The organism is Georgenia sp. Z1344, assembly GCF_057652375.1.
The window spans coordinates 1,894,141-1,915,446 of record NZ_CM172728.1 but is presented as its reverse complement, the minus strand read 5'-3'; the positions used below and the strand labels follow the sequence as shown (position 1 = coordinate 1,915,446).

The window sequence follows — 21,306 nt, the reverse complement described above, 5'->3', positions numbered from 1 at the left end:
GTGCCATCGAGGGCAGGAGGCCGGGGACGCCCCTCGGCGGGCAGCCGTCGAGGCGCCGCGCGCCACCCTCGGTGCCTACTCCGCGGCGGGCCGGTGACGCGCCACCACGCGACGCCACTGCTGCTGCGGCGGCCGTCCGCCCCGGTCACGGACCATGACGCCGCGGCGCGCGAGCTGGCGGCGCAGGAGCTCGGCGTCGCCGGGCTGGCCGTCCTGGACCGCGGCCGCGCGGGCCGCGAGCAGCCGGGTGGTCGCGTCGTCGAGGCCGTCGTCCTCGCCCCACGGGCGGAAGTCGTCCTCGTGCGGGTCGTCGGCCCGCGGCTCGGGGTAGTCGTGCTCGGCGAGGGCGGCCCGCAGGGGCTCCTCCGCGAGGCGCATGGGGACCCGGGCGAGCTCGACGCCGCCGCGGCCGAGCACCACGAGGTCGTCGGCGAGCACGATCTGCCCGACCAGGGCGCGCGGGACGCAGACGCGTGCGTCGTCCCAGACCACGAGGAGCGACCGCTCGGAGATCTCGGCGCGCATCGTCTCGCGCAGCGCGGCACCGGCGACGATCGCGCCGAGCACGAGCCCGAGGCCCGTGCCGATCATCAGGCCCACCGGCTCGCCGAGCGAGTCCGCGTATCCGAGCACGCCGTCGAAGACGGTCAGGTGGGCGACGATCTCGACGACGAGGGCGACGGCCAGCCCGACGACGACGCCCGCGCCCGGGAGCCCGAGCATGAGGGCGAGGCGGTGGCGGGTGCGGGCCCGGACGCGGGTCGTGGCCGGAGCGCGGCGCGGCTGCTCGTCCGCGGGCTCCGGGACGACGGGGAGGGAGGCCGAGCCGGCGGCAGGCTCTGCGGCGGGCGGCCGGGGGTTGCCGTCCTGCGGTGCGGTGGTCTTCGCCGCGGGGTGCTCCCCCGCGGGGTCGGTGCGCTTCACGTCGGCTCGCTCGGGCTCGGTCGGCTCCTGGGCGACCTTCGCCGGACGCAGCTGCGGGAGTCGAGGCGCTCGGTGCCTGCTCCGGGTCCGCTCGTCGACGGTCATGACGCGCCCCCTCCGGTCGACGACGCACACGTCCGCCGCAGCGCGGCGGACGGCGTCGAGGTCATGGCACGAGCATGGCCCTGTCGGGCGCGCCGGGGCATCAGTCCTGCGGGTAGAAGTGCCCGCCTGCGCTACGACCGGAGGATGACCGCGGTCAACCGTTCGTCGCAGGCGCGGCCGCCCGCAGGAGCCTCAGCGCCTTCGGCCCCACCCCGTGCAGGTCGAGCAGCTCGGCGTCGCTGCGCGCGGCCACCTCGGCGAGCGAGGTGATGCCCGCCCCGGCGAGCGCGCGCGTGGCCGGGCGCCCGATCTCGCGCGGGAGGTCGCCGACCTCGCCCGGCTCGGCCGACGACGCACCCTCGGCCTCCCGCACGAGCCCGGCCGGTGCACGCGACGCCCAGGCGCGGCGCACCCAGTGGTTGAGCGCCATACCACCGATGTCGGCGAGCGGGACACGCACGACGACGCCGCCCGCCTCCTCGGCCCGCGCCGCCGACGGGTGGTCGCGCAGCACCTCGTCGGCGTCGGCGGTTGGGAGGTGCAGCACGGCCTGGCCGTCCTCGACCGCGGCGAAGCGGGTGCCCGCGACCAGGAACTCGGCGGCGGCCCGGGTGCCGCTCTCCTCGGTCTCCGGCTGCGCGAGGGCGGCCTTCCTCAGCTGGGCGCGCGTCGTCATGGCGCCAGCCTGGCACGCGCATGCGCATGCGCATGCGCCACGGTCCGGACGGGACGTGCGGCGGCCCCGCCCCGCCTCTAGGGTGCCGTGTCCCGCCGTCCCGCCCGAGAGGCCTCCCACCATGTCCGAGCCCACCGACGAGCCCCGACGCACGGAGGTCCGCACCGTCGCCGTGCTGGGCAGCAGCGGAGGCAACCTGCGCAGCCACGGCGGGGACGACCCCGCGCGGATGCTGCGTGACGTGGCCCGGCAGATCGGGGCGGCCGGGCTCCAGGTCGGGCCGGTGCAGCTCGTGGCGGCGTCGTCGTCGATGGACGGGATCGCACCGGACGCGCCCGCCGAGCTGTGGGGGTTCGTCGAGGGCGAGCCGTCGCTCCTCGCGACCGGCACGCTCGAGGAGGTCAATACCGCGGCGCGCGAGCAGGACGAGCGCACGGCCGCGCTCGTGCGCGAGGGGCGGGTCGACGCGCTCGTCCTCATGAGCGCCGACCCCGGTGACACGAACCGCCGCACCGTCGAGGCCGCGGTGGAACGCGGCCTGCCTGCGGCGGGCACCGGCGGCACCTCGATCGCCACGGCGCAGCGGATGGGTCTCGACCTCGTCTCCGCCTCGGGAACCACCGGCACCACGAGCTCGACCCGCGCCGTGGCGTACGTGTCCGGGCTCGCCCGCCACTGGCGAATCCCGTACCGCCCCTCCCTCGGCGGCTCTGCGGCCACGGGAGTCGCGGACGGGACGTCCGAGCCGGCGTGGCGGCGGATCAGCCTGCGCGGCATCATGGTCGGCTCGATCCCGGCGTTCATCGCCCTCGCGCTCGTGCTCGCCGTCAGCCGGATCCCGGGCGCCGACGGCCTCACCCCGGTGTTCGACCTGCTCGTCGCCGCGCTGCCGATCATCGTGGCCACCGTCGCCGCCCGGCGCATCAGTGCCCTCGACGAGGTCGGCCTGGTCGCCGGTGCGATCGCCGGGACCCTCTCGGCGCCCGGCGGCATCCTCGGCGGGCTGGTCGGCGGGATCCTCGCCGGTCTCGCGGCGTCGTTCCTCCTGCGCTGGACGCTCGCCCACCGGTTCCCCGCGACCACCGCCAACATCGTCACCGGCGCGTTCGCCGGCCTGCTGCCGGGCCTGCTCGTGCACTTCGCGCTCGCCCCGCTGACCAGCTATCTCGGCGAGTGGGTGCAGACCTCGATCGAGTGGGCGGTCGACGTCAACCCGTTGCTCGCCGGTGCCCTCGCCGGGCTGGCGATGTGGCCGGCCATCGTCGCCGGGGTCTACCACTCGGTGATCCTGCCGCTCGTGCTGCTGGAGATGGGGCAGAAGGGGCACAGCTTCTTCGGCGCCGTCGACATGGTCGCGCTCGTCATGGTCTCGTTCGGCATCACCCTGGCGAACGTCGTGCGGCCCCGGACGTCGGGCGAACGGGCGCTCGCGGGTTCCGGGTCGGCGGTCAACTTCTTCTTCGGGACCTTCGTCGAGGCCTCCTACCCGTTCATGTTCGGCGATCGGCGCATCCTCGGCGTCGCCCTCCTCTCCGCGACCGTCGGCGGCGCGCTCGTCGGCGTGTTCGGTGCCGAGGCGACCGCCTACCTGCCCGCGTTCGTCGTGCCGACCGTCGCCACCGACGCGGTCGGCATGGTCGTGGCGATGCTCGCGTCAGCCGGGCTCGCCTTCACGCTCACCCTGCTCGTCAACCTGTCCGCGATCCGCGGTGCGCGAGTCCCGGCAAAGGCCGTGGCCGCCGACTGAGGTCCGGCCCGCTCGGACGGTCAGCGACCGCGCCGGTGCACGGCGAGCTCCTTCTCCAGCTTGCGCGCCCGGCGCGCGGACCTCACGAGCAGCACCGATCCGAACAACGCCATGACGAGCAGGCCGGCGATCGTCGCGAACAGCATCGCGATGCCGAGCGGCAGCTCGAAGCTCCAGCCGAGGAAGCTGAAGTCCGCCGGGACGTTGTTCTGCAGGATGAAGACCAGCACGAGAACGAGGATCACGGCGCCGAGGATGAGCGCGACCCAGGTGCTGACGGCGATGCCAGGGCCCTGGCGCGGGGGCGCCTGGACCGGGGAGGAACCCGTCGCAGGTCGCGGACCGGTCGAGGAGGTCGCGGGCGGCTGCGCGGACGTCCCGCCCGGGTGGTCACGGTCGCCGGGCACGTACTCGCCCAGGCTCTCCGGGGCTCGAGCGTCGTCGGCTGCCCGCCCGGGGACGGTGGGATCGCCGGCGGAGGGGTCGGGTGCGCGATTCATGACGGACGCCTTCCGTGGTCACGAGGGTGCTCGGAACCTCAGCGTAGGCGGGCGGGGCCTCGGCTGCCGGACGTCGCGGCGCGCCCCGCGCCCGTCCGGTACGTCCCTGGAACGACCGAGCCGCGGCACCTGATGATCGGTGCCGCGGCTCGGTCCGTGCGGAGCGGGTGACGGGAATCGAACCCGCGCTGTCAGCTTGGGAAGCTGAAGTTCTACCATTGAACTACACCCGCGTCGCGCCGAAGCGCCCGACCACTGTACCCGGACCGGGGCCGTTCGCGCGCCACGGCAGCCGGACTGTGAGCAGACCCTCCGACCGGGCGGGTAGCCTCGTGGCGAGCCTGGTCCGGGCGGGAGTCGAGCGACAGGAGGACCGTGAGCCACCTCGTCGACGACTACCGCGCCCGGGCGACCGCGCACGACGAGATGCTCGGCTCGCACCCCGACCACCGGCGCGCGTGGACGCGCATCCTCACCCGCCCGTTCGGATCGGACCCCGCAGCGCTCGACGCCGTGGCCGAGGAGGTCGTCGACCTTCTTCAGGACCAGTCGGTCACGTACGGGGAGCCGGACTCCACGGAGACGTGGAACCTCGACCCGGTCCCGGTCCTCGTCGACGACGACGGCTGGCAGCCGCTCGAGTCCGGCCTCGCCCAGCGCGCCCAGCTGCTCGACCTCGTGCTCGACGACCTCTACGGCGAGCGCCGCCTGCTGACCTCCGGGACGATCCCGCCGGAGGTCGTCCTCGCCCACCCCGGCTACTCGCGGCACGCGCACTCCCTCCCGCAGCACGGGGAGCACCGGCTCTTCCACCTGGCGGTCGACGTCGCGCGCAACGCGGACCGCACGTGGACCGTGCTCATGGACCGCACCGGCACGCCGGTCGGCGCGGGGTACGCGATGGCCGACCGCCGGGTCGTCTCCGAGGTCCTGTCCGGCGTCTATCGCCGCTCCCGGGTGCGCCGCGTGGGCCCGTACTTCCAGGCGCTGCTCCGCTCGCTCCAGGAGGCCGCCCCGCCGGGCGCCGGCGACGAGCCGCACATCGCCGTCCTCACCCCCGGCCCCGAGCACCCCACGTACTTCGACCAGGCCTACCTCGCGGGGATGCTCGGCCTCCAGCTCGTGCACGGCTCCGACCTGCGGGTCGAGGACGGCCGGCTCACCATGCGCTCGCTCGGCCGCGAGGAGCCGGTCGACGTCCTCCTGCGGCACGTCCCGGCCGGCGACGTCGACCCGCTCGAGATCCGCTCGACCGCCGGCACGGGCACCCCTGGGCTCCTGCACGCCCTGCGCTCCGGCTCGGTCGCGGTGGTCAACCCCATCGGCTCCGGCGTCCTCGAGTCCCCCGCCCTGCGCGCCCACCTCCCGCGCGCCGCCCGCTACCTCGGGCTCGGCGACCTCGAGCTCCCCTCCGCGGTCACGTACTGGTGCGGCGACCGGTCGATGTGCAACCACGTCATCGCCAACCTCCACCGCCTCGTCGTCCGCCCCGTCGCCGGCCCCGAGGGCGCCGTGCGGGGCTGGGAGCTGACCGTCACCCAGCGCGCTGCCCTCGCGGCGCGCATCTCCGAGCGCCCGGGCTGGTGGGTCGGCGAGGAGCCGGTCGACGCCTCGACCACCCCCACCGTGGACTCCGGGACGCTGCACCCGCGCCCCACCTCCCTGCGCCTGTTCGCCGCGGTCGACGGCCCCGACTACCAGGTGATGTCCGGAGCGGTCGGGATCTCCTCCGACGACGACGCGGCCACCCCGCTCGGGGGGACCCTCGCGGGCCGTGCCAAGGACGTCTGGGTCATCACGCACCGCTCGCAGCCGGTGACGGCGTCGGGCGCGACGGGGCGCGACGTCCTGCCGGGTCGCTTCCCCGACACCGCCGTGTCGCCCCGCGCCGCCGAGGACCTGTTCTGGCTCGGGCGCTACACCGAGCGGGCCGAGGGCATGGTCCGCATGCTGTCCGTGGCCACCGACCGCTGGGACGACTTCCGCTCGCGCCCCGACGACGAGACCGACGAGACGGAGAGCTCCGACGACGGCGTCGAGGGGGACGGCAGCGAGGGTCCGGCCGCTGCGGACGGCACCGCCACCGGGTCCGACACCACGACCGGGTCCGACACCACGACCGGGTCCGACTCCGCCGACGAACCGGCCGACGACTCCACGGTCGGCGGCTCCGGCCGCCAGGCCCTCGACGTCCTCGTCCGCGCCCTCGGCCTCGCGCCGGACGACCCGGCGTTCGGGGCGCTCGTCACCGACCGGTCCCTCGCGGGCTCGGTCGCGTGGTGCGTGGCCCGGATGCAGCGCGACGCGCGCGGGGTCCGGGACAACCTCCCGCCGGAGGTCCTGACGGTGATGGCGAGCCTCGACCGCGTGATCGGTCGCGAGCGCCGCCGCCGCGCCACCGACGAGCTCACCGGTGTGCAGAGCACCCTGAGCCGGCTGCTCGAGTCGCTCATGGCGCTGCACGGCGTCTTCACCGAGTCCCTCGTGCGGGACATCGGCTGGCGGCTGCTCGACGTGGGGCGCCGCCTCGAGCGCGCCCAGGGGGTGGTCGGCGCCCTCGAGCCGCTCAGCACCCGCCGCGACGCCGGCACGGAGGAGCTCGTCCTCGAGTCGGTCCTCACTGCGCACGACTCCGTCATCACGTTCCGTCGCCGCTACCCGACCGGCGGCCTCGGGGCCGCGCTCGAGCTGCTCCTGCTCGACGAGTCCAACCCCCGCTCGCTCGCGTTCCAGGTCGCCACCCTCACCCAGCACCTCGAGCACCTGCCCGCCCTGGCGCGGACCACGGGCCAGCGCGACGAGCTCCTCGGGCAGGTCCGCGAGCTCCTCGACGAGCTGCGCACCGAGCGTGCCGACGAGGTCCGCGACGACGGCACCCGCACCCACCTCGCGGAGATCCTCACCTCGATCTCGTGGCGGCTGCGCGAGCTGACCGGCGAGATCACCGCGGTCCACTTCCGCCGCACCCCGGCCGCCCGGTGGACCGAGGGCAGGTGGGAGATGTGACCCCCTCGGCCACGTCCGGCACCTCGTACTACCGCCTCGAGCACCGCACCACCTACACGTACGACACCACGGTGACGAGCTCCTACGGCCGCGCGCTCATCCTGCCCAGGCAGGTCGGCGGGCAGCACGTGCACGCCACGTCCCTCGACGTCTCCCCCACCCCCGGCGAGCTCGCCGAGCACCTCGACGTGCACGGCAACCGGGTCACCTACTTCCACGTCACCGAGGACCACACCGAGCTCGAGGTCGTCGCCCGGTCGCTGCTCACCATCGACCGCCGGACCGACCCCGCCCGGCTGCCGACCGTGTCCTGGGAGGACACCGCCGGCCAGGTCGCGGTCATGCGCTCGACCGGGCACGCCGAGCACGGTGAGGGCGCGAGCGCGGTGATGTCGATCGTCGACCACGCCCTGCCCTCGGAGCACGCGAGCCCCGGCGAGAACGTCCTCTCCTACGCGGCGGAGTCGTTCGCGCCCGACCGGCCGGTCGTCGCCGCGGCCTGGGACCTGTGCCACCGGATCTACACCGACCTCGACTACGCGCCGGGCACCACCACGGTGCGGACCACGCTCGACGAGATCCTCGACCATCGCCGGGGCGTGTGCCAGGACTACGCCCACCTCATGGTGGCCGGCCTGCGGTCGATCGGCCTGTCCGCCCGCTACGTCTCGGGGTACATCGAGACGCGGCCGCCGCCCGGGCGGGAGAAGCTCCGGGGGGTCGACGCCACGCACGCGTGGGTGGCGGTGTGGGTTCCCGGCGGCGGCTGGGTCCACCTCGACCCCACGAACGACCAGTTCGTCGACTCCCGCTACGTGATCCTCGGGTGGGGCCGCGACTTCCGGGACGTCTCGCCGCTGTCCGGCATCGTCTACCGGGACGAGGGTGCCTCGACCCTCGACGTCGGGGTCGACCTGTGGCCCGTCGAGGAGCCCGAGCTCACCGACCTCGTGGCCCGCGCCGAGGCGGGCGAGGACTGGTGAGCCCTCGCCTCGTCGTCGCCGCGGCGATCCTCGACGACGACGCCGAGCCCCGCGTGCTGTGCGCCCGCCGCTCGGCGCCCGCGCACCTCGCGGGCCGCTGGGAGCTGCCGGGCGGCAAGGTCGAGCCCGGCGAGGACCCCGCCGACGCCCTCCACCGCGAGCTCGCGGAGGAGCTGGGGGTGAGCGTCGCGCTCGGCGACCTCCTGCCCGGCCCGTCCGGTGGGTACTGGCCGATCGTCGAGGGCATGGTCATGCGCGTGTGGTGGTCGCGGCTCACTGCCGGCGCCCCCGAGCCGCTGCAGGACCACGACGAGCTGCGCTGGGTCGGCCCGGGCGACCTCACCGGCCTCGACTGGCTCGACGGCGACGTCCCGATCGCCCGCCTCATGCGGGCGAGCCTCCTGGCCGGCAGCCGGTCTACCGCTGCCGTTCGTCCTGGCGGTTCTCCATGAGGTCGACGCACGCCCGCGTGGCCCCGGGGAACCGGTCCCCGCACGAGCTGCCGAACCGCTCGTAGTCCGACTGCATCGGGGACTCGACGAACAGCTCGTCGCAGGCCGCCCCGTCCCCGGCCGCGCAGTCGTCCCAGAGGCGATCCAGCGGCAGCCAGTCGCCGTACTCCGCCGGGCTCCGCGGGCCCACGAGCAGGGCCGCGCCGACCGTCATGACGAGCACGAGCAGGAGGCAGACCCCCGCGACGACCGCGGTCGTGCGGCGCCGACGCCGGCGGTCCTCGTCGGGGGCATCGCCGTCGTCCGGCCCGGAGCCGCCGGCGGGTCCGCCGTGCCGACCACGCCGCTCCTCGTCGTCGTCGAGGGTCGCGCCGGGCGCCGCAGCAGTCGCGGGCATGCCCGACGTGCCGGGTCGTGCGTCGTCGTGCATGGCGGTCCCCTCTCCGCGGATCAACCTACCGGCCCCGGCGGGCGCGGCGCCCGGCGCGCCACCCGCGTCCTGCCTCGGGCGCCACGGGTCCGGCCGGGCATCGCCGCCGACCACGGATCAGACGGATTCCCCGGATGCGTCAGAACATGGCATCATCGCTCCATGCCACGGATCATCGGCGGCTCCCTCGCGGAGCACCGCGAGCTCACGCGCCGCGCCCTGTTCGCCTCCCTCGACCGCCTCATGCGCGAGCGCGGCTTCGACGCGGTGTCGCTCGCGGAGATCGCCCAGGACGCCGGCGTCGGCCGCACGTCGGTGTACAACCACTTCGCCGACAAGGAGTCCCTGCTGCTCGGGTTCATCGAGCAGGAGACGGCCGACTTCACCGAGTCGCTCACGGCCCGGCTCGAGGCGATCGACGACCCGGTCGAGCAGCTGCGGACCTACGTGCGCGAACAGCTCCAGCTCGACCGCTCATATCACTCGGCGCCCGGCCCGGCGCTCAAGGAGATCATCTCGCGCGACGCGGCGGAGAGACTGCGCGCGCACGTCGGCCGGGTCGAGCTGCTCCTGCGGCAGATCCTCGCCGACGCCCACGCCCAGGGCCTGGTCGGCGAGAGCGACTTCGACGTCACGGTCCAGCTCGTCCACGCGTGCCTGTCCGGCCGCCGCCTGCCCACCGGCGAGGTCGAGCGCGAGGACTTCATCGGCGCGACCCAGGAGTTCGTCCTGCGCGCCGTCGGCGTGCGGGTGCCGGCGCCGGTCGGCTGACCGCCGCCGCGGCTACCAGTTCTGGCCGCCGCCGTACCCGCCGCCCTCGCGCTGCTCCTGCTGGCGCTGGTCCTCCTGGGCCTCGCGGTTGCGGTCCTGGAGCTCCTGCTCCTGCGGGGACAGGGAGGACGACTCCTCCTCGCCCTCGCCGCCCTCGCCGCTCGAGGACTCCTCCTCGTCGCCGGAGGATCCCTCCTCCTCCTGGCGCTGGGCCTCGCGGTTCTCCTCGCGGCTCTCGTCCTGGCGGCGCTGGATCTCGTCGTTCGGGTTGCCCTGCTCGCCCGGCTCCTGGGACTCCTCCCCCTCGTCGCCGGGATCCTGGGACTCCTCCTCGCCCTCGGACGGCTCGTCGGACTCCTCCCCGCCGTCGGACGGGTCGTCCGACTCGCTCTCGGACGGGCTCTCCGACGGGTCGTCCGACCCGCTCTCCGACGGACTCTCGGAGGGGTCGTCCGACCCGCTCTCCGACGGACTCTCGGACTGCTCGTCCTCGGGCGGGTCGGTCGTGCACGGCCCGAGCGCCTCGAGCGCGTCGGTGAGGTGCTCCTCGACCATCGGCCGGTCCTCGTCGGCGAGCGCCTCGCTCGCGAGCAGCTCGTAGGACAGCGACAGGTTGCGCCGCACGAGGCACTCCGGCAGCTCGGGGTCGACCTCGCCGTCGTCCCCCTCGGTCCCCTCCGGGACGAGCTCGAGGGCCTCGGTCAGCTCGGTCACCGCGGTCGCGGCCTGGTCGGCCATGAGCGCGGATGTGCCGGTGTTGTAGACGGCGATCCAGGGCCGCGGGCCGAACCGGGTGTCGTCGGCCAGTGCGGCGTACCCGTCGATCGCGCCCGCGGGGTCCTCCTCGGCGGTGGACCGGTGGCCGTCGTCGGCCAGCGACACCCCGATGAGGAACGGCCCGGCGGTCAGGGCGATCCCCAGCAGCGGCGCCGACCACGCGAGCATCCGGCGCCGCCGGCGCAGCCGGTCCGGCAGGCCCGCCGCGGGCTTCCCGTCCTTCGGCCCACCCGTGGCGACGTCGTCGTTCGTCGTCGTGCTCATGCCCTACCTCCCGAGGCTCCCGTGCCGCCGGACCCGCGCCCCGGCCCCGCACCCGACCCCGCACGCGCGGCGAGGGCCGCCCGGCGGACCGAGCCGGAGTCGAACGTGCCGCGCATCCGCCGGGCGATCTCGAACGCCTCCCAGGCCAGCAGCAGGACGAGGACGTACATCGCGGGCCACCACACGTCGCGGTAGACGTCGACGTTCTGGCGGCCGTCGGCGCGCGCGATGGCCTCGACGTCGATGCCCTCGACGACGGCGTCCAGCCCGCCCGGCTCCGTGCGGTGCAGGTACTCCACGCCGAGCTCCTCGGCCACGGCCCGCAGGTTCGTCTCGTCGATGGTGGAGATCGCGGGCTCGCCGGTGGAGTCGTCGGTGATGTACGGCGAGGTGGTGCCCGGGCCGGTGCGCTCGGTCCCGTCGTAGCTGCGCATCTGGCCGCCGTCGGTGGTGCCGTAGCCGAGGACCGCTCCGCCGTCGACGTAGCCGGCCGAGTCGGACCACGCGCCCGGGAGCTGCTGCTGCGAGGTGTCGCCGGCGGTGTTCTCGCCGTCGGACAGGACGAAGACGAGCCGCACGTTGCCGGGGTTGTTCTCCGCCGCGCGGGCGAGCGCCTCGGACAGGTTCTGGCGGGGACGGTCCATCGAGGAACCGCCCGAGTAGTAGGTGACCTCCTGGCGCAGCGTGTCCACCCACGTGCCCACGGCGCGCGCGTCGCTGGTCAGCGGCAGCTCGCGCGTGGCCTGCGAGTCGAACGCGACGATCGAGAACCGCGCACCCGGCATCGAGGAGACGATCTCCGCCATGTCCGCGCGCACGCCCGCGAGGCGCGGCTCCTCGCCGTCGTAGTCCTCCGCCGCCATCGACCCCGTCCGGTCGACGACGAAGAACACGTCCGCGTTCGTGCCCACCTCCGTCTCCTCGGCGGGGACGGCGGGAGCGAGGGCGACGACGACGAGGCACAGCACCATGGCCGCGCGGCGCACCCACGACCACTGCGTGTTCTCCTGGCTGCCGCGCGCCCGCAGCAGCCCGTGCACGCAGATCGCGAGCAGGGGCAGCGCGACGAGCGCGACCACCCACCAGTCCCAGGCCCAGCGCAGGATCATGTGCGCACCCGCCAGACGAGGACGAGGAAGCCGGCGAGCCCGGCCGTGAGCCAGGGAAGCCAGCGGTCGGGGCGGTCGGTGACGACGACCGTGGGGTCGGCGTCGAGCTCGGCCTCCTGCTGGGCCTGCACCTGCTCGACGATCGCGGGGACGGCGCCGGGGTCGCCGAGCTCGTAGAACTGGCCGCCGTGCTCGGTGATCGTGGCCTCGTACTCGTCGCGGGTCGGGCCGGCGTCGGGACCGAGCGTGGAGGCGTACAGGCCGTGCACGGTCACGCCACGCTCCTGGGCCAGCGCCGCCGCCTCCTCGAGCTCGTAGACCGGGTCGCCGGCCACCTCGTTGTCGGTGGCGAGGATGACCGAGCGGGAGCGCTCGTCGTCCTCGAGGTCGAAGCTGTTGACGCAGTTCGCGAGGCCGTCGCCGATGAGGGAGGAGGACATCGAGGAGGTCGACGTGGTGCCCCGCATGTACTCGTCGATCGACTCCCAGTCGGTGTTGCTCCAGTCGAGGTACGAGCCCAGGACCTCGGCGCCGTGCTCGAGCTCCTCGTTGACGAGCGCGTAGTCGTCGGTGAGCGGGAAGACGACCCTCGTCGTCGAGTTCCAGATGTTGAGGGCGATCCGCTCGCCGTCGAAGGACTCGACCAGCTGCTGGAACTCGGCCATGATCTCGGCGTCGAACTCGATCATCGAGCCGGAGACGTCGAGGCACAGGACGATGTCGCGGTTGGTCAGCTCCTCGTGGCGGACGTCCCGGTCGATCGGCCGCGCGGCGAGGGCGGACCCCGCGACGGACGTGAGCACGAGCAGGACGCCGGCGCCGCCGAGCAGGAGGCGCATGAGCCGCATCCGCTGCTGGTAGCGCGGCAGGGAGCGGATGAAGGTCGAGTTCGCCACCCACGTGACGTCGTCGGGGCGGCGCGCGCCGCGGGTCGCCGTCAGCCAGCCGGCGAGCGCGGCGGCCGCGATGATCACGAGCGCGACCGGCCAGAGCCAGGGGGTCACCATCGCCGGATCACCTCCACGGCGCCGTCCCGGGCGGCGCGCGCCTCGGCGTCGGAGCGGTGGGCGAAGCTCGGCTCCTCCCACACGCTGAGCAGGCCGCCGGCCCGCGCGGTCGGGTCGTGGCTCGAGATGTCCCTGACCGTCCACGAGCGCACGTCGCGCCCGACCCGCTCGGAGACGAACGCCCGCATCGTGCGCGCGAGCTTGAGGTGGAGGGCCCGCAGGTCGAGCGCCCCGGCCTCGTAGGCGGCGTAGTGCTCCTCGACCTCGGCGATGAACCGCTCCCGCTCGGCGTCGGCCATGCGCAGCGGCACGTCGGCCCGTGACCGCTCGCGCCGGGCGGACGTGAGCACGAGGACGAGGACGATCCACGCGACCGCGGCGAGCACGAGGACCACGCCGAGGACGAGGACCCACCAGGGGTAGTCCTGCAGCGCGGCGAGGTCGGTGCCGATCTCATCGACGGACACGGCGCGACCTCCCCAGCAGGTCGAGCAGCGCGCCGACGACCTCGTCCTCGGAGGAGGCGACGACGTGGTGGACGCCGCGGCGGTCGAGGAGGCGCGTGGCGGCGGTGGCGCGGGAGGCCGCGGCGTGGTCGACCTGCGCGGCGAGGATCCTGTCCTCGCGCACGAACGCGGGCAGGCGCTCCCAGCCGTCGACGTCGGCCGTGGGGCCGATCCCCGCGGCCGTGGGCAGTGCGTCCCCGACGCGCACGACGAGCACCTCGTGCCGCGTGCGCAGCCGGCGCAGGGAGTCCTCGTGCTCCGGCCCGGGCCGGGCCTCGTCCGTGATGAGGACGACCAGCGAGCGCTGCGGGAACCCGGTGAGGACACGATCCATCACCCGCCCGACGTCGGACGGCGGGGCCTCGAGGGTGAGCGCCTCCTCGACCAGGGAGAGGACCGACTCGAGGTGGGCGGTCCCGTGGCGGGCGGGGCGCTGGACCATGCGCTCGGAGTCCCCGGCGACGAGCGCGACGAGGTCGCCGCGGGCGCGCGCGACGTAGGCGATGATGTCCGCCGCGAACATCGCGACGTTCTTCTTCGACAGTCCCGAGGCGCTCGTGGCGGCCATCGAGACGCCGGTGTCGAACGCGAGGACCGTGGACAGGTTCGACTCGCGCACGAACCGGCGGATGATCGGGTGGCCAGCCCGCGCCGAGGACTTCCAGTCGATGTCCTTGACGTCGTCCCCGGGGTGGTACTCGACCTGGTCGTCGAAGTCCTGGCCGTGCCCCGAGAAGATCGAGCGGTGCCGGCCGTCGAGGAGGCCGCTCGCGCGGCGCACCGTCGGCAGCTCGAGCCGCGCCCGGATCTGCTCCAGCCTGGAGCTCGACCGATCCACCGCGCCCCCTACGGCGTCGGGACCGCGGCGAAGACCGCGTCGACGAGCGCCTCGGGCGCGACGTTCTTCGCCAGCGCGTCGTACGTCCGCACGAGGCGGTGGCGCAGGACCGCGTGCCGCAGCAGCTTGACGTCGTCCGGCACCACGTACGTGCGGCCCTCCTGGAGGGCGACGGCCTGGGCCACGCGCAGGAGCGCGATGCCGCCTCGGGGCGAGGCGCCGACCCGGACGTGGTCGGAGAAGCCGGGCAGCGGGCGCGGTCCGCCGCCGCGCGTGGTGTTGATGAGCGCCACGATGTACTGCTTGATCGACATGTCGACGTAGACGCGCGACGTGAGGTCCTGGAGGAGCGTGACGTCCTCGAGCGAGATCGGCTGCGTGTCGATCGGGGTGTTGAGGGAGCCCGACGCGATCCCGGAGAGGATCTCGACCTCCTGGGTCGGGGTCGGGTAGGTGAGGACCTCCTTGAGGAGGAACCGGTCCATCTGCGCCTCGGGGAGGACGTACGTTCCCTCCTCCTCGATGGGGTTCTGCGTGGCGAGGACCATGAACGGGCTCGGCAGCGGGTAGACCTCGCCGCCGATCGAGGTCTGGCGCTCCTGCATCGCCTCGAGCATCGCCGACTGGGTCTTCGCGGACGAGCGGTTGATCTCGTCGAGGAGGACGAGGTTCGCGTGCACCGGGCCGAGCTGGGTGGTGAACTCGCCGGTCGCGTAGTTGTAGATCTGCGTGCCGACGATGTCGTTCGGCATGAGGTCCGGCGTGCACTGGATGCGGTGGAACGAGCCCGAAACCGCGGAGGCGAGCGTCTGCGCCGCGGTCGTCTTGGCGAGGCCCGGCACGGACTCCAGCAGGATGTGCCCGCCCGCCATGAGCGTGGAGAGCAGTGCGCGCCGCAGGTCGTCCTGGCCGACGACCCGCGTGTTGAACACCTCGGTGACCTGCCGCACGAGGTCGGTGGCGCGCCAGACCTCGTCGTCCTTGATCCGCTTGACGCGGGCCCTCGCCTGCTGCTCGGGCTGGGCGGTCCACTCAGGCACGGGTGCTCCCTCACGATGCTCGACGCCGCCCCGGCGGGGTGGCCCGTGCAGACTACCGACGCGCGGGCCGGTCCACGGGCCGGAGCACAGGGCAGTGCTTCCCACCTGGTGCGGGGGCCGGGACGTGGGCGGGACGGGACGAACGTCCGACGACGACGAACGACGGCGACGTCGAACCGCCCGCTCCCCTCGCGCGCCGCGTGAGACCGCGCACGCACCCCGGGCCGCGTGACGCCGCCGACGTACCCTGACGAGGTGCCGCAGCCCCCGTCCTCCGATGCCCGCCGGTCGGCGACGGCCGGCGCCAGCTCGTTGACGACCGAGCAGGCCGGGACGCAGCGGGGCGCGACGGGACGACAGGTGCCGAGCGGGACCGGCCCGGCAGAGCAGCCGTCGACCGGGCGGACGCCGTCGACCGGGCGGACGCCGACCGTGCAGGCGTCGACCGAGCAGGCGTCGGCCATGCGGACGCCGTCGACGGGTCGCGCGGTCGCGGTATGGGTCGGCGCGCTCGGCGCCGCCCTCGTGGCGCTCGTCCTCGGCCTGCTCTCCACCGGCGCCGCGGACGCCCCCCTGCTCGCCGACCCCGGCGTGCTCGTCCGCTGGGGCCTGCCGCTGGTGACGGTCGGGAGCCACCTCGCCGCGACGCTGGCCGTCGGCTGCTTCGCCGTGGCCGCGATCGTGCTCGTGGGGCCGGCCAAGGCCCACACCGTGCGCGTCTCCGCGCGCGAGCGCGCCGCCCGCGCGGCCGCCGGCGGACGGTCGACGGACGCGCCGGCGACGACGACGCCCGTCCTCGGCCCCGACGGCGGTTCCGACGCCGAGCCCTCGCCGGCATCCGCCGACCCCGCCGCCCTCCCGGCACCAACCAGCCGTCCGGCGACCGACACGGCGGGCGAGGAGGCGGCACGTTCGTCGTCGTCGGCAGCCGAGAGGCGGCGTGCGGCGAGGCCGCCGACGCGGGCCTGGACCCGCGTGGTGCGCGCGGGGATGATCGCGGCCGCACTGTGGGGCCCGCTGCAGGTGGCGCACCTGCTGCTCACGCACGCGTCCGTGGTCGGGGAGCCGCTGACGGGCGAGCTGTACTCCGCGTCGCTGTGGCAGTTCGTCACCGAGCTCGACCTCGGCGTCACGCTCGTGTGGGCCTCGGCGCTCGCGCTGCTGACGGGGCTGCTCGCCGTCTCGACGTCGGGCACGGCCGGGGCGGCGTGGACCGCCGTCGTGGGCGTGGTGGCGCTCGCGCCGATCGGGTTCACGGGGCACGCCAACGGCGCCGCCAACCACGAGATCGCGATGACCGGCATGTGGCTGCACCTCGCCGGCGTCGTGCTGTGGATGGGCGGGCTCGCCGGGCTGCTCGTCGCCGCGCAGCACCTGAGGTCGCGCGAGCTGGCGCCGGCGGCCCAGCGGTACTCGTCGACGGCGGCGTGGTCGGCGATCCTCGTCGTCCTGTCGGGTGCGGCGAGTGCGATGCTGCGGATCAACGACCTCGGCGAGCTCGTCACCACGGGCTGGGGGCGGCTGCTGCTGGTGAAGGTCGTCGCGAGCGCCGCCCTGCTCGCGGCGGGCGCGTGGCACCGGCGCTCGACCCTGCCGGCGCTCGGGCAGGGGCGGCGCGGGGCGTTCCTCCGCCTCGCGATCGGCGAGGTCGCGCTCATGGCCGCGGTCATCGGCGTGGCCGTGGCGCTCGGGTCGTCCGAGACGCCGGTGCCGATCGCGCCGCCGCCGGACCCGACGCCTACCTACGCGATCACCAGCTCACCCGTCCCACCGTTCCCTGACCTGGTCGCCTACCTCACCGTGTGGCGGCTCGACCCGCTGTTCGTGCTCATGGTCGTCGCGGGCGCGCTGGTCTACGGGCGCTGGGCGCTGCGGCTGCGGCGGCGCGGCATCGCCTGGCCGGTGGGCCGGACGGTCTGCTGGTACGTCGGGCTCGCGGCGTTCGCCTACCTCACCCTCGGCGCGCCGGCGGTGTACGGCGACATCCTGTTCAGCGTGCACATGGCGATGCACATGGCGCTGACGATGCTCGTGCCGCTGTTCGTGGTCCTCGCCGCGCCGGTCACGCTCGCGCTGCGGGCCCTGCCCGTGCGGCAGGACGGCTCGCGCGGGCCCCGGGAGTGGCTGCTCGCCCTGCTCGGGTCGCGGTGGGCGCAGGCGTGGGCGCACCCGATCGTCGCGGGGATCAACTTCGCCGGGTCGCTCATCGTCTTCTACTTCACGCCGCTGTTCGACCTGGCGCTCGGGAGCCACGTGGGCCACATCCTCATGGTCGTCCACTTCACCCTCGCCGGGTACATGTTCGCCAACGCGCTCATCGGCATCGACCCCGGCCCGACCCGCCCCCCGTACCCGCTGCGACTCGTCCTGCTCATCGCGACGATGGGGTTCCACGCCTTCTTCGGCGTGGCCGTCATGCAGTCGACGGCGCTGCTCGGGGCCGACCACTTCGGCTGGCTCGGGCTGCCGTGGGGCGTCGACGCGATGGCCGACCAGGGGGTGGGCGGCGCGATCACCTGGGGCGTCGGCGAGTTCCCGACCCTCGCGCTCGCGGTCGGCGTGGCCGTCCAGTGGGCCCGGTCGGAGCGGAAGGAGGCCCGGCGGATCGACCGACGGGCCGACGCCGACGGCGACGCCGAGCTCGCCGCCTACAACGAGATGCTCGCGGCCCGGGCGAGGGCGTCGCAGGAGCGGTAGGGGTGTGTGTCGACGCCGCACCGCGTCCCCCACGCCGAAAGTCGGTAGCCGCGCCGAAGAGTCGGTGGCCGCGCCGAAGAGTCGGTAGCCGCGCCGAAGAGTCGGTCAACGCGCCGAGGAGTCGGTAGCCGCGCCGAAGAGTCGGTCAACGCGTCGAAGGTACAGACGGCGGCCCTCCTCTCGACACGTCAACCTGAGTCTCGACACGGACACCCCCGTCTCGACGCCGCACCGCGTCCCCCACGCCGAAAGTCGGTAGCCGCGCCGAAGAGTCGGTGGCCGCGCCGAAGAGTCGGTGGCCGCGCCGAGCAGTCAGCAGTCAGCAGTCAGCAGTCAGCGCTGACCGATGAGCAGTGATCGACGATCGGCGATCGGTCAGAACCGGACGTCGTCCCCCTCGACCACGACTGCGATGCCGTCGCCGACCACGGTCGTGTCGGTGAGGATCAGTCCCTCGGGGAGGCCCTCGAGCTCGACGTAGTGGTCGAGCGGCAGGCGGCTGCCCACGAGCGGGATCTCCGACAGGCGCGTGCTCACACCGGCGAGCGTGCCCTGGTCGAGGTGAAGGTGGATGCCGCGGCCGTCCTCGGTGGGTGCGACCTCGGCGGTCACGTGGATGTCGCCGCCGAGCACGCTGGTGGTGAGGACCAGGTCGTTGCCGTCGATGTCGGCCTCGAAGCTGCGCTCACCGAGGACGGGGACGTCGAAGGTCGCCTCCGCCACCTGCTCCTGCACCAGCTCGAGCGGAACGGTGCCGCTGGCCTCGAGGTGCGCCACCTCGACCGGCTGCCGGTAACCGACGCCCGTCATGAATCCCTCGACGTCGAGCAGCTCGACGTCCGGGAGGACCATCCGGTCGGCCTCGAAGTCGATCCGGTCGATGCGGCCGGAGACCACCTGCGGGAGGAAGGGGAAGCCGTCGAGGCGGACGTCGGGGTTCTCGAGCTCCTCGGTGAACGACTCGAACGCGTCCTCCGCCTCGGCGCGCGCCCGCATGAGCGCCCACCGGTCGGCCACGAGCAGCCCGACGACGATGACCAGCGATGCGATGACCAGCGAGAGCACCCACCGCTGGACCACGCCGGAGCCGGCCCGCCGCCACCACCGGCGCACTGACATCGCTGCGCCCTGGACCGCGGCGAGAGCCGCCGGGGTCTCGTCGTCCGTGTCCGGCCGGCGCTCGCGCGACCGGTCCGTCCCGTCAGCGCCCACCGCCGCGGAGCCGTCCGCCCCGCCGTCGCCGTCCGGGGCGGCGCCCGCGCCACCCTCGTCGACGTACGTCGGGGCCGAGCCTGCCGGCACGGAGGCGGGTTCGTCGGGGAGGGCCGAGCCGGCGGAGGCCCGGTCGGCGGCACCGGCGGCGGTCGCCTGATCGAGCGGTACCGCGGCCGTGCGTCCTGCGGCGTCGAGCTCGGCGGTGTCTGCCTCGCCGGCGTCGGGAGCGGGTCGCGAGTCGAGGCCATCTGCCTCGCCGGCGTCGGGAGCGGGTCGCGAGTCGGGGGCGGATCGCGAGTCGGGGCCGTCTGCCTGGTGGCCACCTGCCCCCGCGCCTCGGACGACCACCTGGTCGCCGGGCACCGGGCCGCCCGAGGTCGTGTCGTTCACCGGCAGCGCGACCGGCGGGAGGTCCGGGACCTCCGACGGCGGTTCGCTCACGCGCGGGGCCGTGCTCGCGGTCGGCGGCTCGGGGTGTCCGGCGTCGTCGTCGGTGGGCGTCACGTCAGGTCGCTCAGCCGCACTCTCGACCACGTTCGGCCCGGCATCCGACCCCTCACCCGCACTCTCGACCACATGTGGGCCAGCGCCCGACCCCTCACCCGAACTCTCGACCACGTGCGGGCCGGCGTCCGGCTCCGCATCAGGTCCGGCAGCAGCCGCTCCGTCGGGGGTCTCCGGGTCGACGTCGGACGAGCGGTCCACGTCGTCGTCGTTGGAGGTCCCCGGCTGCACGCGACAACCCTAGGGTGCTCGGCGGCCCCTCGAGGTGGTCAGACGTGCCCGTTCAGGACGTCCCCGCCAGCGGTCGGCGACCGTGGGCGACACCACCGCCACCGCCGGCACGACCCTCTGCGCCGCGCGCCACACCTGGGAGGCGGCGGGCACGGCTGCCCGTACACTCCCGGGCAGACGCGCGATGGAGGACACGGCCGTGACCGGCACTGACGACACGAACGACCTGGCGAACGAGGCCGCCGACCCGGCGACCCCGCTCACCCGGCTGCAGGAACTGGCCGAGCACCACCCCGAGCTGCGCCCGGCGATCGCCGGCAACCCCTCGACCTACCCCGGTCTGCTCGAGTGGCTCGGGAACCTCGGAGACGACGACGTCGACGACGCGATCGCCCAGCGCCGCGCGCGCACCGCGGGCATCGACCCGGACGAGCCCGCCACGGCGCCCGTGCGCCGCCCCACCGCCGAGCGCTTCGGCGCTGCGGGGGCCGCCGGCGCAGCCGCGACCGGGTCCGCCAAGCGGCCGACCACCGAGTCCCCCGCGGTCGAGGGCGAGCAGCTCGCGCGCCCCACGACCCCGCCGGACGGCTCACCGGTCACCACCCGCACGCCCGACGCACCGCCGCGACAGATCGAGGAGCCGCGCCGCGCCGTGCCGTGGGCCGGGATCCTCGCCGTCGCCGCCGCGCTCGCCGTCATCGTCCTCGGCGCCCTGTGGATCTTCAACCTGCCCGGGAACGACGACCAGCAGACCACCTCGGCGGGCGAGCCCGACCCCGACTTCCCGCCGGCCACCGACGAGGCGCCGAGCGAGGGCGAGGAGGAGAGCCCCGCGACCGACGAGATCGCGGACGCGCTCGCCGCCCTCGAGGCGCTCCCGTCGAGCTCCGGCTGCTCCGACCCGGGTCCTGATGCCGAGGTGGTCCAGGCCTTCGCGGCCTCCGCGGCGCCCGACGGCACGTGGGGCGACCCCGCGCACGGCGACCGGGTCGTCGACTCCCTCGAGGCGCTGATGGACGAGTGCGGGCGCGAGCACACCCAGGAGGTCGTCGACATGATCCTCGGCGACTCCGACACCAACCCCGCGCTGCGCACGGCCATCGAGGCCGACATGAGCTGGCTCGAGGTCCCCGAGATCCCGGCCGACGCCCAGCAGATGCCCGGGTTCTGGGTCCAGGGCGCGAACATGGCGTGCAACCTCAGCGGCAGCGACGTCGTCTGCACGATCGTCGACCACTCGCTCGACACCCCCGAGGGGTGCCTGCCCGGCGGCATCAGCGTGGAGATCAGCTCCGAGGGTGAGGCCGGCGTCAACTGCAACCGGTCCGCGAACGCCGACCCGCTGCTCTCCGACGGCCAGTCCGCCTACAACGGCGACCTCGCGTGCACGGTGACAGGGGTCGACGTCGAGTGCTGGTCGACCGAGTCCGGCAGCGGCTTCCGCCTCGGCCCGTCGGTGCTCGAGACCTACTGACCCGGCGGGGCCGCCGCGGCTGTCCGCGCGTCGCGAACACCTCCGAATCA

General features: G+C 74.5%; 18 protein-coding genes and 1 tRNA gene. 7 read left to right on the top strand and 12 right to left on the bottom strand.

Features of this window, described 5'->3' with window-relative positions; genetic code table 11:
- Window positions 1-75: 75 nt before the first annotated feature.
- Both AC24FB_RS08635 and AC24FB_RS08630 read right to left on the bottom strand, forming a co-directional pair.
- On the bottom strand, window positions 76-1,029 hold the full coding sequence (locus AC24FB_RS08635) for a YqeB family protein (protein WP_463653283.1): 954 nt from the start codon (window positions 1,027-1,029) through the stop codon (window positions 76-78).
- Between the two features lie 154 nt (window positions 1,030-1,183).
- Window positions 1,184-1,705 carry a hypothetical protein gene (locus tag AC24FB_RS08630; RefSeq protein ID WP_425713817.1) on the bottom strand — a complete coding sequence of 174 codons (522 nt, stop codon included), beginning with the start codon at window positions 1,703-1,705 and terminating at the stop codon, window positions 1,184-1,186.
- Window positions 1,706-1,826: 121 nt separating this feature from the next.
- Here AC24FB_RS08630 and AC24FB_RS08625 point away from each other — a divergent pair, with 121 nt between their 5' ends.
- The gene (locus tag AC24FB_RS08625) at window positions 1,827-3,452 is read left to right on the top strand and encodes a hypothetical protein (protein WP_425713818.1); all 1,626 of its coding nucleotides are present in this window, start codon (window positions 1,827-1,829) and stop codon (window positions 3,450-3,452) included.
- A gap of 20 nt (window positions 3,453-3,472) precedes the next feature.
- On the opposite strand, the gene AC24FB_RS08620 is transcribed toward AC24FB_RS08625, so the two are convergent.
- Both AC24FB_RS08620 and AC24FB_RS08615 read right to left on the bottom strand, forming a co-directional pair.
- Window positions 3,473-3,952 carry a LapA family protein gene (locus AC24FB_RS08620; RefSeq protein WP_425713819.1) on the bottom strand — a complete coding sequence of 160 codons (480 nt, stop codon included), beginning with the start codon at window positions 3,950-3,952 and terminating at the stop codon, window positions 3,473-3,475.
- A 162-nt stretch (window positions 3,953-4,114) separates the two neighbouring features.
- Window positions 4,115-4,185 (bottom strand) — tRNA-Gly (locus tag AC24FB_RS08615).
- Between the two features lie 142 nt (window positions 4,186-4,327).
- Here AC24FB_RS08615 and AC24FB_RS08610 point away from each other — a divergent pair.
- From AC24FB_RS08610 to AC24FB_RS08600, 3 genes are read left to right on the top strand one after another with little or no spacing between them, the layout of a single operon-like run.
- Window positions 4,328-6,958, top strand: a complete 2,631-nt coding sequence (locus AC24FB_RS08610) for a circularly permuted type 2 ATP-grasp protein (protein ID WP_425713820.1) — start codon at window positions 4,328-4,330, stop codon at window positions 6,956-6,958.
- Window positions 6,955-7,941 (top strand): transglutaminase family protein, encoded by a 987-nt coding sequence (locus AC24FB_RS08605; protein WP_425713821.1) that lies wholly within the window; start codon window positions 6,955-6,957, stop codon window positions 7,939-7,941. The genes AC24FB_RS08610 and AC24FB_RS08605 overlap by 4 nt, the downstream gene beginning before the upstream one ends.
- Window positions 7,938-8,393 (top strand): (deoxy)nucleoside triphosphate pyrophosphohydrolase, encoded by a 456-nt coding sequence (locus AC24FB_RS08600; RefSeq protein ID WP_425713822.1) that lies wholly within the window; start codon window positions 7,938-7,940, stop codon window positions 8,391-8,393. The genes AC24FB_RS08605 and AC24FB_RS08600 overlap by 4 nt, the downstream gene beginning before the upstream one ends.
- Here AC24FB_RS08600 and AC24FB_RS08595 read toward each other — a convergent pair.
- Entirely contained in the window at window positions 8,359-8,823 is a 465-nt protein-coding gene (locus AC24FB_RS08595; protein WP_425713823.1) for a hypothetical protein, read from the bottom strand. The genes AC24FB_RS08600 and AC24FB_RS08595 overlap by 35 nt on opposite strands.
- 162 nt (window positions 8,824-8,985) lie before the next feature.
- Here AC24FB_RS08595 and AC24FB_RS08590 point away from each other — a divergent pair, with 162 nt between their 5' ends.
- On the top strand, window positions 8,986-9,594 hold the full coding sequence (locus AC24FB_RS08590) for a TetR/AcrR family transcriptional regulator (RefSeq protein WP_425713824.1): 609 nt from the start codon (window positions 8,986-8,988) through the stop codon (window positions 9,592-9,594).
- 12 nt (window positions 9,595-9,606) lie between these two features.
- Here the strand turns inward: AC24FB_RS08590 and AC24FB_RS08585 are convergent, their stop codons facing one another.
- From AC24FB_RS08585 to AC24FB_RS08560, 6 genes are read right to left on the bottom strand one after another with little or no spacing between them, the layout of a single operon-like run.
- The gene (locus AC24FB_RS08585) at window positions 9,607-10,635 is read right to left on the bottom strand and encodes a hypothetical protein (RefSeq protein WP_425713825.1); all 1,029 of its coding nucleotides are present in this window, start codon (window positions 10,633-10,635) and stop codon (window positions 9,607-9,609) included.
- Window positions 10,632-11,744 carry a vWA domain-containing protein gene (locus tag AC24FB_RS08580; RefSeq protein WP_425713826.1) on the bottom strand — a complete coding sequence of 371 codons (1,113 nt, stop codon included), beginning with the start codon at window positions 11,742-11,744 and terminating at the stop codon, window positions 10,632-10,634. Before AC24FB_RS08580 ends, AC24FB_RS08585 begins: the two co-directional genes overlap by 4 nt.
- A complete protein-coding gene (locus AC24FB_RS08575; RefSeq protein WP_425713827.1) occupies window positions 11,741-12,751 on the bottom strand; it encodes a vWA domain-containing protein in 1,011 nt (336 codons plus the stop codon). The genes AC24FB_RS08580 and AC24FB_RS08575 overlap by 4 nt, the downstream gene beginning before the upstream one ends.
- The gene (locus tag AC24FB_RS08570) at window positions 12,745-13,218 is read right to left on the bottom strand and encodes a hypothetical protein (RefSeq protein WP_425713828.1); all 474 of its coding nucleotides are present in this window, start codon (window positions 13,216-13,218) and stop codon (window positions 12,745-12,747) included. Before AC24FB_RS08570 ends, AC24FB_RS08575 begins: the two co-directional genes overlap by 7 nt.
- The gene (locus AC24FB_RS08565) at window positions 13,205-14,095 is read right to left on the bottom strand and encodes a DUF58 domain-containing protein (protein ID WP_425713829.1); all 891 of its coding nucleotides are present in this window, start codon (window positions 14,093-14,095) and stop codon (window positions 13,205-13,207) included. Before AC24FB_RS08565 ends, AC24FB_RS08570 begins: the two co-directional genes overlap by 14 nt.
- Before the next feature lie 8 nt (window positions 14,096-14,103).
- The gene (locus tag AC24FB_RS08560; protein ID WP_425713830.1) at window positions 14,104-15,135 is read right to left on the bottom strand and encodes an AAA family ATPase; all 1,032 of its coding nucleotides are present in this window, start codon (window positions 15,133-15,135) and stop codon (window positions 14,104-14,106) included.
- A gap of 255 nt (window positions 15,136-15,390) precedes the next feature.
- Between AC24FB_RS08560 and AC24FB_RS08555 the strand changes: the two genes are divergently transcribed.
- Window positions 15,391-17,832 carry a bifunctional copper resistance protein CopD/cytochrome c oxidase assembly protein gene (locus AC24FB_RS08555; protein ID WP_425713831.1) on the top strand — a complete coding sequence of 814 codons (2,442 nt, stop codon included), beginning with the start codon at window positions 15,391-15,393 and terminating at the stop codon, window positions 17,830-17,832.
- Between the two features lie 375 nt (window positions 17,833-18,207).
- On the opposite strand, the gene AC24FB_RS08550 is transcribed toward AC24FB_RS08555, so the two are convergent.
- Window positions 18,208-19,782: an LmeA family phospholipid-binding protein gene (locus AC24FB_RS08550; RefSeq protein ID WP_487560159.1), complete on the bottom strand. Its 1,575-nt coding sequence runs from the start codon at window positions 19,780-19,782 to the stop codon at window positions 18,208-18,210.
- Between the two features lie 199 nt (window positions 19,783-19,981).
- On the opposite strand from AC24FB_RS08550, the gene AC24FB_RS08545 reads away from it, so the two are divergent.
- A complete protein-coding gene (locus tag AC24FB_RS08545) occupies window positions 19,982-21,256 on the top strand; it encodes a variant leucine-rich repeat-containing protein (RefSeq protein ID WP_425713833.1) in 1,275 nt (424 codons plus the stop codon).
- Window positions 21,257-21,306: the final 50 nt, after the last annotated feature.

What these genes read in the sequence shown, in the direction of transcription:
- AC24FB_RS08630 (WP_425713817.1), bottom strand. Translation starts at nt 1,705, where the DNA reads ATGACGACGCGCGCCCAGCTGAGGAAGGCCGCCCTCGCGCAGCCGGAG.
- AC24FB_RS08580 (WP_425713826.1), bottom strand. Translation starts at nt 11,744, where the DNA reads ATGATCCTGCGCTGGGCCTGGGACTGGTGGGTGGTCGCGCTCGTCGCG.
- AC24FB_RS08585 (WP_425713825.1), bottom strand. Translation starts at nt 10,635, where the DNA reads ATGAGCACGACGACGAACGACGACGTCGCCACGGGTGGGCCGAAGGAC.
- AC24FB_RS08575 (WP_425713827.1), bottom strand. Translation starts at nt 12,751, where the DNA reads ATGGTGACCCCCTGGCTCTGGCCGGTCGCGCTCGTGATCATCGCGGCC.
- AC24FB_RS08620 (WP_425713819.1), bottom strand. Translation starts at nt 3,952, where the DNA reads ATGAATCGCGCACCCGACCCCTCCGCCGGCGATCCCACCGTCCCCGGG.
- AC24FB_RS08590 (WP_425713824.1), top strand. Translation starts at nt 8,986, where the DNA reads ATGCCACGGATCATCGGCGGCTCCCTCGCGGAGCACCGCGAGCTCACG.
- AC24FB_RS08625 (WP_425713818.1), top strand. Translation starts at nt 1,827, where the DNA reads ATGTCCGAGCCCACCGACGAGCCCCGACGCACGGAGGTCCGCACCGTC.
- AC24FB_RS08595 (WP_425713823.1), bottom strand. Translation starts at nt 8,823, where the DNA reads ATGCACGACGACGCACGACCCGGCACGTCGGGCATGCCCGCGACTGCT.
- AC24FB_RS08635 (WP_463653283.1), bottom strand. Translation starts at nt 1,029, where the DNA reads ATGACCGTCGACGAGCGGACCCGGAGCAGGCACCGAGCGCCTCGACTC.